The following is a 14450-nucleotide window of genomic DNA, read 5'->3' as shown; positions in this document are numbered from 1 at the left end:
ACCTTCTCGTGAGTGCGGCGTCGTGCGCCGTGCGGGTTCGTGGGTTCGGGCCGGCTCGTTCAGACCGGCGCGTCGGCCGGTGCCTCCTCGGAAACCAGGTGTCGCAGCCGGCGGGCCATCATGCCGGCGGTGTCCGCGGCGACCAGCCGGGGCAGCCGCCGTGCGCCCAGGCGGTACTCGGCCAGCATGGCCTCGGCGAGCCCGCCGACGTCACCGGCCGGGAAGCGGCGGCCGTTGCCGGCAGCGACCAGGTCGTCGGCGGCGGCCACCTCGTCGGAGGCGACGACCGGGGTACCGAGACCGAGCGCCTCGTTGACCACCAGCCCCCACGGCTCCCACCGGGACGGGACCACCACCACGTCCGCGGCGGCGTAGACCGCGCCCAGCCGGTCGTGGGCGACCGGTCCGAGGAAACGGCAGTCGGCCGGCCGCCGCGCCACGTGGGCGGTGACCGACGCGGTCAACGACCCGGTACCGACCAGCACCAGCCCGACCGAGCCGGCCGGCAGCCGGTTCCGTACCAGGTCGAACGCGGCGAGCAGGTCGGTGACCCCCTTGAGTTCCTCCAGCCGGCCGACGTAGCCGAACACGAAACGGTCGGTCAGCTCCCACCCGACGCGCAGCGCCGCGGCCTGCTCCGCGCCCCGGGGCAGCTCGGGCAGGGCGAACGGGACCAGCTGCAGCCGGTCGAAGCCCAGCAGGCGCCAGTACGCGGCGTTCGCCGAACCGACCGCCCAGATCTCCGGCTGGCCGAGCAACCCACGCAGGTAGTGCCGCTTGAGCCAGCGCCGCAGCGGCGGGCGGGCCAGTTCCGCCCGCACATTGCTGTCGCACCTGACGATCAACGGAATCCGGCGGACCCGGGCGGTCAGCGCGGACAGGATGTGCGCCCACCCCCGGTAGCCGAACAGGCAGACCACTTCCAGCGTCGGGGCGGACAGCGACCGCAGCAGGGCCCGGCGACCCGACGGGTTGGTCAGGACGGTGTACGGGTGCCGGGGCCGCTGGTCGCCCCAACCCCGGGTCTGCTCCTCCCGGTCGAACCGGTAGTAGACGTGCACCCGGCCCGGCCACTCGGCGTGCAGGCGGTCGAACAGGGGGGTGTGGTGCGGGGTCGGACACTGCAGAACGAACAGGAACATGCTCCAGCGGACCCTTCGGCGACGCGCCGAGGGTTTCCTCGGCTGGTGGGCGGCTCCGGTACGCGTCCGGTATCCGGGTCAACGACCGACACTCCGGTGTGTAACGAAAGCGTCACGACGGCCGGTGCGTCGTCGTTAGCCGTGGGTACGGCACCTGACCAGGCCAGCGGCGACAGGAGAAACCCGATGACCAGCGCGCTCGAGGACAGCCGGAAGGTGGTGCGCTACATCTGGACGCACCCGGCCAACCGTCGGCACCGGGTGGCCAGTCTCGCCCGGGCCACCGCCTTCCAGCTGCGGGCCCGGTTGACCGGCCGCCCCGCGCTCACCCCGATCGGCGAGCACAACCGGATGTGGGTGCACCTGCACCAGCACGGCGCGTCCAAGGTGCTCTACGCCAACCCGCCGGACTGGCCGGAGATGCAGGCGTGGAAGGCGCTCCTGGGCCCCGGCGACCTCTTCGTGGACGTGGGCAGCAACGCCGGGACGTACAGTCTCTGGGCCGCCGAGGCCGGTGCCCGGGTGATCGCGGTCGAACCGGATCCGGGTGCCGTGGAGCGGCTCCGGCACAACATCGCCCTCAACGACCTGCAGGACCAGATCGAGGTCCAGCAGTGCGCGCTGGCGGCGGAGCCCGGCCGGCTGCGGTTGACCAGCGGCCGGGACACCACCAACCACCTGCTGCCGCCGGATGAGGAATCCGGCACCCTGGTCGAGGTCCGCACCCTGGACGAGTTGCTCGGTGACGACCGGGCCGCCGGTATCAAGATCGACGTCGAGGGGGCCGAGCGGATGGTGCTCGCCGGTGCCGCACGGGCCCTGCGCGAGCACCGGATCGACGTGCTGCAGCTGGAGTGGAACGAGCAGAGCGAACTGCTCTTCGGCGAGACCCGGGCCCCGCTGGCGGACCTGCTGCGGGGACACGGCTACCACCTGCTCCGCCCGGACGACCAGGGCCGGCTGCGGCCCACCGACGCGTCCGGGTACGGCGCCGACCTGTTCGCGGTCCGCCCCGGCCTCCGGTAGCGGCCTCGGGCGGCACCGTCACCGCCGTCGGCCGCTGCTCGTTGACCGGGCATGGCCGACTGTCCGCCCGGCGCGGGCGACGACCCCGGGGGGCGCGACACCGCCGTGGCGCCCTTCCGCGTGCTCACCACGTACAACTTCTTCGAACCGGGGTTCCGGGCCGGTGGACCGGTCCGGTCCATCGCCCGGATCCTCGACACCTGCTCGGAGCAGACCTCGGTGACCATGGTGACCGGTGACCGTGACCTGGGTGCGCGGGAGCCGTACCCGGGGCTCTCCGGGCGGTGGGTGACGCGCGGCCGGGCCCGGATCTTCTACCTGTGCCCGCGCCGGCCCGGCCAGTGGTGGGCGCTGTGGCGGGCGCTGCGGCAGGGCCACTTCGACCTGCTGTACGCCAACGGGATGTTCGCGACGTACTCCATCGCCCTGGTCCTCGCCGCCCGGTACGGTCTCGTCCGGTCGACCCGGCTGGTGATCGCCCCCCGGGGGGAGTTCGAGCCCGCGTGCCTGTCCCGGAGACCGTTGAAGAAGCGATGTTTCCTCTGGTGGTGGGGGCGGCTGCTCAGGCACCGCGCCGACGTGGCCTGGCACGCGACCTCCCCGCTGGAGGCGACCCGGATCGCCGCGGTCTTCCCGTGGGCCCGCATCGAGGTCAGCCCGGTGCAGGTGGCGCTGCCCGCCGAGCCGATCGAGGCGGCACCGCACCACGGCGTGCCCCGCCTGGTCTTCGTCGGCCGCATCCTGCCCAGCAAGAACGTGGCCCTGCTGGTGGAGGCGTTGGCGCTGGTCGGCGCCCCGGTCTCGGTGGATCTGTACGGGCCGGTCGAGGACGCCGCGTACTGGGCCCGGTGTCGCCGGCTGATCGCCGGGCTGCCCGCCCACGTCGACCTGCGTTACCACGGTGAGCTCCGACCCGAGGTGGTCCGGGAGACCTTCGCCAGGTACGACGCCTTCCTGATGCCGACGCTCGGCGAGAACTTCGGGCACGTCATCGCGGAAAGTCTCTCCGCGTCGTGTCCGGTCCTCTGTTCCGACCGCACGCCCTGGGGTCCGGTGTTGGCCGCCGGCGGTGGGACGGTGATCCGGGAGCTGACGCCACAGGCGTGGGCGCGGGAGATCGACCGGCTGCTGGGCCGTTCGGCCACCGCCCGCCACGACGCCCGACGTGCCGCCGGAGCGGCCTACCGCACCTGGCGGAGCAGTGTGGACGGGCCGAACGTCCTCGACCGGCTCCGGCTGCGTCAGGGTGCGCTCCCCGCCGGGGCGACGACCTCCGAACCGGTGCCCGCGGCCTCGCCCGGGACCAGGTGAGTCCACACCACCGCCGGGGTCGGTTCCGCTCCCTCGGCACCGGGCAGGTCGATCCGGGTGACCGCCAGGCACCGGGCGGGGTACGCGGGCAGACCGTGGTCGCGGCGCTGGCCAGCCTGCTGGGCGGGCTGCTCAACGCGGGCATCCTCGCGCTGAGCGCGCGGGCCGGTCAGACCGGCGAGATCGCCGCCTACACGGTGATGCTGTCGGCCCTGGCGGTGGTGACGGTCCTGCTCGCCGGTGGCGCGTCCCTGTTGTACCTGACCGGCGACGACCGGCAGCGGCAGGCGGTACGCAGCCACCGGCTGTTGATCGTCCTGCCGGTGATGGCGCTCAGCGCGGTGGGCGTCACCACGGTCTTCGCCACCCGGGGGTACGGCGTGCCCGCCCTGGCCACCAGCGCGGTGGTGGCGATCGGCAACAACCTCGGCGAGCTGTACCTCGGTGACCTGGCCCGGCGGCTGCGGTTCGGCACCGCCGCGGTGGTCACCACGGCGCCCAAGGTGGCGGCCCTGGTGCTGCTGCTCACCGGGGTGCCGTTGACCATGGCCCTGGCCGTCGGCGCGGTGGGGCAACTGGTGGCCGGGGAGGCCCTGGTCAGCCGGGGTGCCGCCGGCCGTGGCCCGCTCTGGCACCGGTTGTCGATGCGCTCGGCGGTCGCCGCCTTCGGGATGAACCGGCAGCTGATGGCCTACAACCTGGCCGAGGTGTTCACCGGACGGGCCGGTGGGGTGGCCCTGTCCACGGTCGCCAGCCCGCACGTGGTGGGCACCTACGGCGCGGTCTACAACGTCTACGTGGCGCTGGTGGCCGTGCTGTACCAGGGGCTGCGGGTGCCGATGGCCGCCCGGGTCCGTACCCGGCAGGCCGCCTTCCGCAACTCCGGCGGCCGGGAGGGCGAGGCGCTGATGGTCGCGGCGGCCGTGCTGGCGGCGGTGGGTGGCCTGTACTGGGCGCCCTGGCTCAGCACCGGGCTGCTCGGCCTGACCGAGCCGGAGTCGACGCACTGGCTGCAGCTGCTGGCCGTGGCGTTGCCCTTCCTGACCGCGAGCCGGGCGGTCGGGCTGCGCCGGATCGCCGACGGGGACTACCGGGCGGCCACCCGGCTGACGGTGCTGACCGCCGGGCTGACGGGGATCGGGCTGCTGGTGCTGGTGCCCACGTGGGGACCGGCAGGTGCGGCCGGCGCGACCACGGTGGCGGAGGTGCTGACCGTCGGCGTCCTGGTGGTGGTCGCGGCGGTGCGGGCCGGTCCGCTTCGGCGGCGGCGTCCGTCGGAGCCGGGCGGGGTGGGCCGGCACCGCCGGTCAGCGGTCGGCGCCGAGCACGTCGACCAGCCGGTCCGGGCGCGCTGAGCGTCGGGTGAGTGAGTCGAGGAAGGCGGCCATCCGCCGGCCCTGGGCGCGGCGGTCCCGGGTCTCGGTGACGAAGCTCCGGCCGGCGGCGGTCAGGGCGGTGGCCCGCTCCGGGGCCAGTTCCAGCGCCCGCCGCATTGCCGCGGTCAGACCGGCCGCGTCGTCGGTGTCGGCGAGGATCAGGTACGGCCGGTAGTCGTCCGGGATGCCGGGCAGCCGGGTGGTCACCACGGGTGTCCCGGCGGCGAGATACTCGATGATCTTGGAGGGGAACGAGTACGGCACGAAGTCCTGGTCGACCGGGCGCGGGTTGACCAGGACCGCCGCCCGGGCCAGCCGGGGCGCCAGGTGGGCCCGCTCCAGCAGCTCCGGCTCGGCGATCCGGGGGTCCCGGACGGCCTGCTCGCGCAGCCACGGCTCCAGGTCGCCCCGGCCGTACAGGCGCAGCGCCAACTCCTGCCCCGGCAACGCCCGGAACGCCTCCACCAGCCGGTCCACGCCGTACGCCCGGCTCAGCCGGCCGGCGTACACGATCTCCCGCCGACCGTCGGCGGCCGGTGGCGCGGCGACGGCGGCCGGTGGGGTGAAGATCCCCTCCATGATCAGGTGGGGTCGTCCCGGTGCGAAGTCCTCGGCCAGCGGACGGGTAAGCGCGATCACCCCCGCACAGCGGCGCAGCGCCGCGCAGACCAGTGCCGCGTTGACCCGGCGGACCAGCCGGACCACGGTGGGATCGCCGGGCTGCGCCAGGCCGGGCGGATCGGTGAGCACCGGCACCACGGCGATCCGGTGCCGACGGGCCAGCAGCAGGCCGCACCAGAGGAACGGCGCGTGGACCCCGTGCACGAGCAGGACGTCGGGACGCCGCCGGCGCAGCACCCGCCGGCCGTGCCACAGCGCGGAGGCGAGCCGGGTGACGAACTTGACCACCGGCAGGTTGACGAAGCCCAGCAGTTGCCCCTCGACCCCGTCCTGCTGGAAGCCGGCCGCGGAGAACCGGATCCGGCGGTTGCCCGGGTAGGTCGACACCGGCGGCACCGACAACAGCCACACCGGGCAGCCGGCCTCCCGCAGGCCGTGCGTCAGCCCCCAGGCGAAGGTGTGCGTCTGGGTGGCGTCGAGGGCGTCGGTCGCCAGGGCCCGGGCCAGGGCGTCGTCGGGCACGGTGAACCCGAGCAACGCGATCCGGCTGTTCTGTTCGGTCGACATCCGCCGCACCCTCCCTCGCGATCCCGGACCGCCGGGTCGGCGGAGGCGGCGGTGCCGCCGGCACCCGGGGAACGCTCGACGACCTCCGTCATTCGTCCGGAGGGTGCAACGACGCGGTGACCGCCGGGTAACCGATCCAGCTATTGACATGAATCACGTCGGGCAGAAGGCTCGCGGGCAGTGATCGATCCTTGAACGACAGGGGGCGGGATGAGGCGCACACGGCTGGCGATCGCCAGTGTGTTCACTCTGGTCGGCGCGCTGGTGCTGACCGCACCGGCGAACGCGAAGCCAACGGCCGCGCCGGGCGGCCACGACAGCCTGGAGGTGTACGTCGGCACGGTGAACCCGCAGCAGTTGGAGAAACTGCGGGCCACCGGCGCGGACCTGGGTCACGACCACGGTGCCACCGACCGCTCCGGCAACACCGAGATCGAGACGGTGTTGAGCGGGCGTCAGGCGCAACGCCTGGCGGCCCAGGGCGTCCGGCTGCAGGTGAAGAAGGTCCGCGGCAAGGCCGCCTCGCAGGCGCTGCGGGAACAGGCCGCAGCGGGCTGGAAGGCGTTCCGGTCCTACAGCGAGCCGGGCGGCATCCGGGACGAGATCACCGCCACCGCGGCCCGCTACCCGAAGCTGACCAAGGTGGAGACCATCGGCCGCTCGGTGCAGGGCAAGCCGATCCTGGCGCTCAAGGTCACCAAGGACGCGCAGACCCTCGCCGACGGCGCGCGGCCCTCGGTGCTCTACGCCGGCACCCAGCACGCCCGGGAGTGGATCACCCCGGAGATGAACCGCCGGCTGATGCACCACGTGCTCGACAACTACGGCAAGAACCAGGAGATCACCCGGCTGGTCAACACCACCGAGCTGTGGTTCCTGCCGGTGCTCAACCCCGACGGGTACGACCACACCTTCACCCCGGGCAACCGGCTGTGGCGCAAGAACCTGCGGGACAACGACGGCGACGGTCAGATCACCTCCGTCGACGGTGTCGACCTCAACCGCAACTTCGACTACAAGTGGGGCTACGACAACGAGGGCTCCTCGCCCGACCCGGCCAGTGAGACCTACCGGGGTCCGTCGCCGAACTCGGAGCCGGAGACCAAGGCGCTGGACCGGTTCTTCAAGCGGGTCGGTTTCGAGTTCCTGGTCAACTACCACTCCGCCGCGCAGCTGCTGCTCTACGGGGTCGGCTGGCAGGTGGCCACCCCCACCCCGGACGACGTGATCTACGAGGCGATGGTCGGCGACGACGCCAACCCGGCGGTGCCCGGCTACGACCCGGACCTCTCGGCGGAGCTGTACACCACCAACGGTGACACCGACAGCTACGCCACCGTCAAGTACGGCACCCTCGGCTTCACCCCGGAGATGTCGACCTGCACGGCGGCGGCCGAGTCCGACCCGGACGACCAGTGGCGGCCGGAGGACTGCGTCTCGGAGTTCATCTTCCCCGACGACGAGAAGCTGATCGCCGCCGAGGTGGCCAAGAACCTGCCGTTCGCGCTGGCCGTGGCGAAGTCCGCGAAGCAGCCGGACGAGCCGGTGTCGGTGGTCGGGCGCAGCACCCCGGACTTCGTGGTGGACGCCTTCGACACCTCGTACGGTCGCAACCAGCAGGTCGCCGCGATCACCCGGCGGTCGCTGAAGAACGTCAAGATGCACTTCGTGGTCAACGGTGGCCGCCCCAAGAGCGTCGAGGTCAAGGAATGGCGCGGCGGCGAGCGGTACGGCGGCAGCCACGACGACTACTACGCCGAGCTGCGCGGCCGGGTGACCGGCACCAAGCCCGGTGACCGGGTCGAGGTGTGGTTCTCCGGGCGCAAACCGGGCACCGGCGTGGTCGGTAGCGAACGCTTCACCTACCGGGTGCACGACGACATCGGCGGTGACGTGTTGATCCTGGCGGTGGAGGACGTCACCGGTCTGAGCCCCACCCAGGAGGGCAGCAGCGCGAAGTACGCCGACGAGATGGCCGCGTCGCTGACCGCCGCCGGGCGCACCAGCGACGTGTACGACTTCGACACGGCCGGCCGTAAGGCCCCGCACCACCTGGGCGTGCTGTCGCACTACGACACGGTGCTCTGGGAGACCGGGGACGACGTCATCCCGCGCTCCCCCGGCCAGGTCGCGGGCACCGCGGCGCGGGCCGCGGCGGAGACCGAGCTGTTCGTCCGGGACTACCTCAACGAGGGCGGCAAGCTGCTGCTCAGCGGCAAGTACGCGCTCTACGCCCAGTCCGCCAACGGCCCGTACGGCTACCAGCCGACGCCGCCGGCGGAGTGCACCGATCCGGCGGACGCGAGCTGTCTGCCGTTGCTCAACGACTTCCAGCAGTACTACCTGGGGGCGTACAACTACGTGAGCGACGGGGGCACCTCGCCCGACGGTGACCCGTACCCGGTCAGCGGCTCGGCGGGGCCCTTCGCCGGCTTCTCCGGGACGCTGAACGCGCCGGGCTCGGCGGCCAACCAGGACCACACCGCTTCCTTCCTGACCACGTCGAGTTTCCTGCCGCCGGACGAGTTCCCGCAGTTCGCAAGCTCCGCGCCGCTGGGTTGGCAGCGTCCCGGCGGGGCGCCGTTCGATCCGCGTACCGGCCAGTGGTACCTGCACAGCGGGCAGTCCGACGAGGCGTACAAGCGGCTGAGCCGGACTGTCGACCTGACCTCGGTCAGCAGCGGTGAGCTGCGGTTCTGGACCTCGTACGACATCGAGACGGACTGGGACTTCATGATCGTCGAGGCGCACGAGGTGGGCACCGACGACTGGACCACCCTGCCCGACGCCGGCGGGCGGACCACCACCTCCACCGGGGAGAGCTGCCAGTCGGGCTGGGTGGCCCAGATCCACCCGTTCCTCGGCCACTACCAGGGCGCCGACTGCTCCCCGACCGGCAGCACCGGTCAGTGGCACGCCGTCACCGGGACGTCCAACGGGTGGCAGGAGTTCTCGATCGACCTGTCGGCGTACGCCGGCAAGCGGGTCGAGGTCGCCATCTCGTACGTCTCCGACTGGGCCACCCAGGGGCTGGGCGTCTTCCTCGACGACGCCCGGGTGATCGTGGACGGTGCCACCGTCGCGGAGACCTCCTTCGAGACCGAGGACCTGGGCGGTTGGACGGTCTCCGGTCCGCCGGAGGGCACCGCGCCCAACAGCACCGACTGGTCCCGCAGCCAGCAGGCCTTCGAGGAGGGTTCGGCGGTGGTCACCGCGGACACCGTCTACCTCGGGTTCGGCCTGGAGGGGTTGCCGCCGGCGGCCCGCGACGATCTGGTCGCCCGGTCCCTGACCCATCTGGAGGGAGCCGCCCGGTGACCCCGCCGTCGAACCTGACGGCACCCCGGGCGGGCACCGCCCGCCGTTGAACGACCCGGCTGCGCCCGGTGGTCTCGTGGACCACCGGGCGCATTCGCCTGTTCCGGGTGCGGGTGCGAAGTAGGGTGAGGAATCAATCGCCCATAGCGTCCCAATTGCCGTGAGATCTCCTCACGGGTGGGCGCTGCCCTGGAGGACATGCCAGTGAGGACAGCACTCGTGCCAGCCGCCCCGTGGGCGCAGGTGGGCAGCACCGACGACGTGCCGGCCGGGAAGCCCTCCGGCTCACGGTGGCAGCGCCCGGGGATCGCCCTGCTCGCCCTGCTCGCCCTACTCGCCGCCTGGCAACCGAGTCTGGTCAGCCACTACGGCGCCGTCCTGGCCATCCTGGTCATCCTGGTCAGCGGCCGGCGTTGCGTGATCCGGGTGCCCGAGGTGCTGGCCCTGGTCCTCGCCGCCTGGGCCTACCTCGCGGTGCTGTGGTCGACCGACGCCACGGCCGCCGCCTGGATGGCGCAGTTGTACGCGACGGCCTGCCTGGTCTTCGTGGCGACCCGGATGGTCGTACGCACCCGCACCGCCCTGTTCTGCGTCGCCTACGGTGGCATCGCGGGCACCCTGATCACCGCCGGCAATCTGCTCACCGGCGGTGATCCGACCCAGTCCCTGATCCGTACCTCGATGGTCGAGTTGTCCACCCGTTACGTGCAGGACGACAGCAACATCAACTACACCGCCTACACGCTGCTGGGTGGGATGTTGCTCGCCACCCTCCTGCTCCTGCTCCGACCCAGGACCAGGGTCGAACAGGTCGGCCTGGTGGTGGCCCTGACCGTGCTCGGTTGGGCGGTCCTGCTCGCCGGGACCCGGGGAGCCGTGGTCGGTGCCTTCCTCGGCATCTGCTACCTGCTGCTCAGCCGGTTCGCCCCGGCGGGAATGCGCACCGCGGTCCTGGTGGTCACCCCGGCCGCCATGCTCGTCATCTCGATCGGCTGGTACGTCCGGTTCACCCCGGAGCTGCTCTGGCTCGACGCGGTCCTGGGCCGTCCCACCGGCGACCTGTCCGGCCGGATGCTGCTCTGGCCGGAGGCGCTGTCCTCCTGGGCCTCGGCGCCGCTGCTCGGCATCGGCCCCGGAATGTTCGTCGTCACCGGACGACTGCACGTCGGCGCGCACAACCTGCTCCTCGCGCTCGGCAACGACGTGGGGCTGATCGGCGTCCTGCTCTACCTCGGGATCTTCATCTTCGCGCTGGCCGGTCCGCTACGGCACACCGTGTCCGCGAGCCGACGGGTGGCCTGCCTGCTGCTGGTCACCCAACTGCCGCTCTGGCTCACCGGCCACTGGGAGACGTCACCGGTCGCCCTGTTGACGTTGGGTCTGGTGTCGATGCTGCCGGTCGCGCTGGCCCACCCGGCGCCGGTCGCGCTGACGCAGCCGACGCCGGCCACCGGTCACGCAGCGCCAGCCGGTATCCGACCAGCGCAGCGGGCACGATCGTGACCAGGTAGCCGGCGACCCCGACGAACGGGACCGCCACCAGGCCGACGCGGGTCGCCCCGTACCACTTCACCGGCAGCGCCAGGGCGAGGTAGCCGAGCCAGCCCACCACCTGCGGCCAGAGCACCCCCAGCGCGTTCTGCACCATGAACCTCGGCGAGATCAGGGCCAGCAGCAACCACCAGCCGGCCAGCCCCGCGAACAGCCAGCGGTCCACCTCCGGCAGGCCGCCGGGCAGGCCCACCGAGAGCAGCAGGTCCCCGGTGGACACCACAAGCGCACAGGCGGTCAGCATCACCGACGTCGAGACGACGGTCATCCGGCGGGTCGTCCGCCGTACCCAGGTCTCGTCGCCGTGGGTGAGCGCGTCGGCGGTGGCCGGCCAGAGCGGCGCGTTGAGCACCGCGACGACCATGCCGAGCAGGGCGCACAGCCTGGCCGGCACGGAGTAGCTGGTCACCGCCGCCAGGCCCAGGGTGTGCGCGACGATCAGCGCGTCGATGTTGGTAGCCACCGCGCCCAGCAGGGCCAGGACCACGAAGACCCCACCGAGGCGCCCGAGTTCGCGGGCCACCGAGCGGTCGACGTGACCCGGCCGGGGGGCGTACCCGGGCAGCCGTCGGGTGTAGAGCCAGACGCTGTTCGCCAGGTTGGTCAGGATCGGGGCGCAGACCGTGGCGCCGATCACCACCAGCGGTGACAGGCGCAGCTGGATCGCGCCGAGCACCAGGGGTACGGCGGTCAACCCGCCCACCGCCTGCCAGAGGCTGCTGCGCCCCACCTCCTGACAGGCGTACTGCACCTGCACCACCAGGGCCAGCGGCAGGTTCACCAGGAAGGCGGTCAGGCAGACCAGCACGACCGCGTGCGCCTCGCCCGCGGCCGACGGGTCGGCGTTGACCAGCCCGGCCCAGTCGACCAGACCCGACAGCGACCAGAGCAGCAGGCAGCCGACCCCGGCCAACGCGCCGAGCATCGCGTAGGCGGTGGAGACGTACCGGCGACCGCGCCGGGTGTCGCCTGTCGAGTGGCACGGGGCCAGCTTGGTCAACAGGCCGTTGCCCAGCCCGAGATCGGCGAAGGCCGCCATGCCGGTGAACGCGGTCACCGTCATCCACAGCCCGTACCGGGCGGCCCCCAGGTAGGGCAGGGTGACCGGGACGAGCGCCAACGGCATCAGCGCGGCGACCCCGCGTCCGAACACGGCGGCAACGACGCCGGAGAGCATCCGCCGGCTCCGCGCGGCCGAGGGCGCCCGGCGGTCCGGCGGCCGGCGGTGCCGCCCGTCCCGCGACACCGTGCTCAGTGGCTCGGCGACCGGCACGGGCGCGCCCGGCGACTCGGCGACCGGCACGGGCGCGCCCGGCGACTCGGCGACCGGCACGCCCAGCGGCTCACGAGGCGACCCGTTCGAGCGCGTCGCGCAGCCGGGGCGCCAACGTCTGCACGTACGTGGCGGTGAGGTGACTGGTGTCCCGGTAGACCAGCACTCCCCCGATGACCGGCGCGCAGCGCTGCGTGGGACAGATCGCGTCGGTCAGGTCGACCAGTCGCACCCCGGACGCCTGCCCGGCGGCGCGGGCCTGCGCCTCGCCGGGTTCCAGCGCCTCGCGTCGCGCGGTGGTGCAGGTGGTCAACCGCTCGGGATGGCGTGACACGCACTCGGACACGTCCATGTCCTGATAGGGGATGTCCCTGATCAGGACGACCGGCACGCCGGCCCGGACCGCCTGCGACCAGGTCGCCTTCATCGCCCGCACCGACCTGGCCAGGCCCTCCTCACCGGGGACCAGGCGGCCGTCCTCGAACGGCCGGTACGTCACGTTGGAGAGCACGAGCAGATCCGGCTTGGCGCTCGCGGTGAGCCGGGGCCGCAACCGGTCGTTCCACTCGACGCACGTCCGGTAGAGCGCGTCACCCCGGCCGACCGGTATCGGCATCTCCTGGTACGGGCAGCCGGTCTTCAGGTAGGTGACCAGTCGCCACCCGTTGGCCTCGGCCACCGCCTGCATCGCCGGCACCCACTGGGCCGCCTGGGAGTCCCCGGCGAGGGCGACGACGTACTCCGCGTCGCGGTCGCCGTAGACGCACTCCAGGACGGTGGCGTCGTCACCCGGGGAGATGCAGTCCTGCCGGTACACGTCCGCGACGTCCTGGTACGCGACGGTGGGGTCAGGGGTGATCGTCGGTACCCGGTCGACCGGCGCGCCCTTCGGGTCGTCCCGGGGATCCTGCGCCAGCACCGCCGCACCGGTCAGTGGCACGGCCGGCGTGCTCCGGCCCGGCGCGGCGGAGGAGGCGTCCAGCGGCGGCAGCACCAGCGCACCGGGGCGCGGTGCGGGCGGCCAGACGGTGAACTGGAACAGCAGCCCGGCGACCAGGGCGAACCCGGTGCAGGTGGCGCCGAGCTGCAGGGCCGCACCGGGGTGGTAGGTGAACAGCGGTGCCCGGCGTACCGGCTGCTCCAGGTACCGGTGGGTGAGCACGGCCGGCAGCACGGCGAAGGCGACGACCCCGATCGCGGCCGGGGTGGCCAGCTCGCCGAAGTACGCCCCGGCGGCGACGAGCAGTGGCCAGTGCCAGAGGTAGAGCGAGTAGGAGAGCGCGCCGACCGCCCGCATCGGCCGCAGCCCGAGCAGCCGGCCCGGTCCGGCCCGGCCCGGCCGTAGCCCGCCGACGATCACCGCGGCGGCCCCGAGGGTCGGCAGCAGGGCGAGCGCCCCGGGAAACCGGGTGTCCGCGCCGAACAGCACGGCCGCCACGCCGATCGCGCCGAGACCCAGCCAGGCCAGGGTCGCACCGAGCGCACTCGGCAGCCGACCCCACCGCAGACCGAGTACGGCCACCACGGCACCGAGCGCCAACTCCCAGAGCCGGGTGGTGGTGACGAAGTAGGCCCGCTCCGGGTCGCTGGCGGTCGACAGCACCGACCAGACGAACGACGGTATGCCGACGGCGGCCACGCCCAGCAGCAGCAGACCCGACAGGCCGGCGGAACCGGCCACCCGGGCGGCACGACGGCGACCGAAGCCGGTGGCCACCACGATCATCAGCAGCGGCCAGAGCAGGTAGAACTGCTCCTCCACCGCCAGCGACCAGTAGTGCTGCAGCAGGCTGTCCGCCTGCCCGACGGCCAGGTAGTCCACCGCCCGCTCGGCCAGCCGCCAGTTCATCACGTACAGGGCGCTGGCCACCACGTCCCAGCCGGTCGAGGCCCACCGCACCCGGGGCAGGAAGAGGAGGGCGAGCAGCAGGCTGGCCAGCAGCACGAGACCCGCCGCCGGCAGCAGGCGGCGGGCCCGGCGGGCGTAGAAGGCGGTCAGCGAGATCCGCCCGGTGCGGTCCAGCTCCTCGGCGAGCAGTCCGGTGATCAGGAAACCGGAGATGACGAAGAAGACGTCCACCCCGACGTAGCCGCCGGGCAGCACCGCCGGGGCGGCGTGCCCGACGAGCACCAGCAGCACCGCCACCGCCCGCAGGCCCTCGATGTCGGCCCGGAAGCCGACCGGGAAACCGACCCGGGAATCGCCCTGACCGCGGACGCCCGGTCGCGTCGCCGTCGGCGCCGTGCGCCACGCCATCGTTGCCT

At 72.9% G+C, this 14450-nt stretch carries 8 protein-coding genes and 1 pseudogene; 5 read left to right on the top strand and 4 right to left on the bottom strand.

The window, feature by feature from the left end; translation table 11 throughout:
- Window positions 1-59: 59 nt before the first annotated feature.
- Window positions 60-1142 (bottom strand): glycosyltransferase family 4 protein, encoded by a 1083-nt coding sequence (locus ACN28G_RS06685; protein ID WP_421478708.1) that lies wholly within the window; start codon window positions 1140-1142, stop codon window positions 60-62.
- A gap of 186 nt (window positions 1143-1328) precedes the next feature.
- Between ACN28G_RS06685 and ACN28G_RS06680 the strand changes: the two genes are divergently transcribed.
- From ACN28G_RS06680 to ACN28G_RS06670, 3 genes are all read left to right on the top strand, one after another.
- The gene (locus ACN28G_RS06680; protein ID WP_091436251.1) at window positions 1329-2168 is read left to right on the top strand and encodes an FkbM family methyltransferase; all 840 of its coding nucleotides are present in this window, start codon (window positions 1329-1331) and stop codon (window positions 2166-2168) included.
- Between the two features lie 105 nt (window positions 2169-2273).
- On the top strand, window positions 2274-3479 hold the full coding sequence (locus tag ACN28G_RS06675) for a glycosyltransferase (RefSeq protein WP_175440498.1): 1206 nt from the start codon (window positions 2274-2276) through the stop codon (window positions 3477-3479).
- On the top strand, window positions 3476-4834 hold the full coding sequence (locus tag ACN28G_RS06670; protein WP_091436247.1) for a polysaccharide biosynthesis C-terminal domain-containing protein: 1359 nt from the start codon (window positions 3476-3478) through the stop codon (window positions 4832-4834). The genes ACN28G_RS06675 and ACN28G_RS06670 overlap by 4 nt, the downstream gene beginning before the upstream one ends.
- Here the strand turns inward: ACN28G_RS06670 and ACN28G_RS06665 are convergent.
- Window positions 4787-6043, bottom strand: a complete 1257-nt coding sequence (locus tag ACN28G_RS06665; protein ID WP_421478707.1) for a glycosyltransferase family 4 protein — start codon at window positions 6041-6043, stop codon at window positions 4787-4789. The two genes, ACN28G_RS06670 and ACN28G_RS06665, sit on opposite strands and share 48 nt — an antisense overlap.
- A gap of 210 nt (window positions 6044-6253) precedes the next feature.
- Between ACN28G_RS06665 and ACN28G_RS06660 the strand changes: the two genes are divergently transcribed.
- Complete coding sequence (locus ACN28G_RS06660) at window positions 6254-9361, top strand: M14 family zinc carboxypeptidase (RefSeq protein WP_421478706.1); 3108 nt, start codon at window positions 6254-6256, stop codon at window positions 9359-9361.
- A gap of 198 nt (window positions 9362-9559) precedes the next feature.
- Window positions 9560-10582: pseudogene (locus ACN28G_RS06655) on the top strand (O-antigen ligase family protein); the annotation flags it as partial.
- Window positions 10583-10694: 112 nt separating this feature from the next.
- Here the strand turns inward: ACN28G_RS06655 and ACN28G_RS06650 are convergent.
- Complete coding sequence (locus ACN28G_RS06650) at window positions 10695-12245, bottom strand: oligosaccharide flippase family protein (RefSeq protein WP_421478705.1); 1551 nt, start codon at window positions 12243-12245, stop codon at window positions 10695-10697.
- Window positions 12246-12255: 10 nt separating this feature from the next.
- Window positions 12256-14442, bottom strand: a complete 2187-nt coding sequence (locus ACN28G_RS06645) for an acyltransferase family protein (RefSeq protein WP_421478704.1) — start codon at window positions 14440-14442, stop codon at window positions 12256-12258.
- Window positions 14443-14450 lie beyond the last annotated feature (8 nt).

Origin of the sequence: Micromonospora sp. WMMA1923, assembly GCF_049179195.1 — a bacterium.
GTDB lineage: Bacteria > Actinomycetota > Actinomycetes > Mycobacteriales > Micromonosporaceae > Micromonospora > Micromonospora yangpuensis.
This window is presented reverse-complemented; position numbering and strand designations above follow the sequence as displayed.

Bases quoted from the DNA above. Each gene is read 5' to 3' on its own strand.
- ACN28G_RS06660 (WP_421478706.1), top strand. From the start codon at position 6,254: ATGAGGCGCACACGGCTGGCGATCGCCAGTGTGTTCACTCTGGTCGGC.
- ACN28G_RS06645 (WP_421478704.1), bottom strand. From the start codon at position 14,442: ATGGCGTGGCGCACGGCGCCGACGGCGACGCGACCGGGCGTCCGCGGT.
- ACN28G_RS06665 (WP_421478707.1), bottom strand. From the start codon at position 6,043: ATGTCGACCGAACAGAACAGCCGGATCGCGTTGCTCGGGTTCACCGTG.
- ACN28G_RS06680 (WP_091436251.1), top strand. From the start codon at position 1,329: ATGACCAGCGCGCTCGAGGACAGCCGGAAGGTGGTGCGCTACATCTGG.
- ACN28G_RS06685 (WP_421478708.1), bottom strand. From the start codon at position 1,142: ATGTTCCTGTTCGTTCTGCAGTGTCCGACCCCGCACCACACCCCCCTG.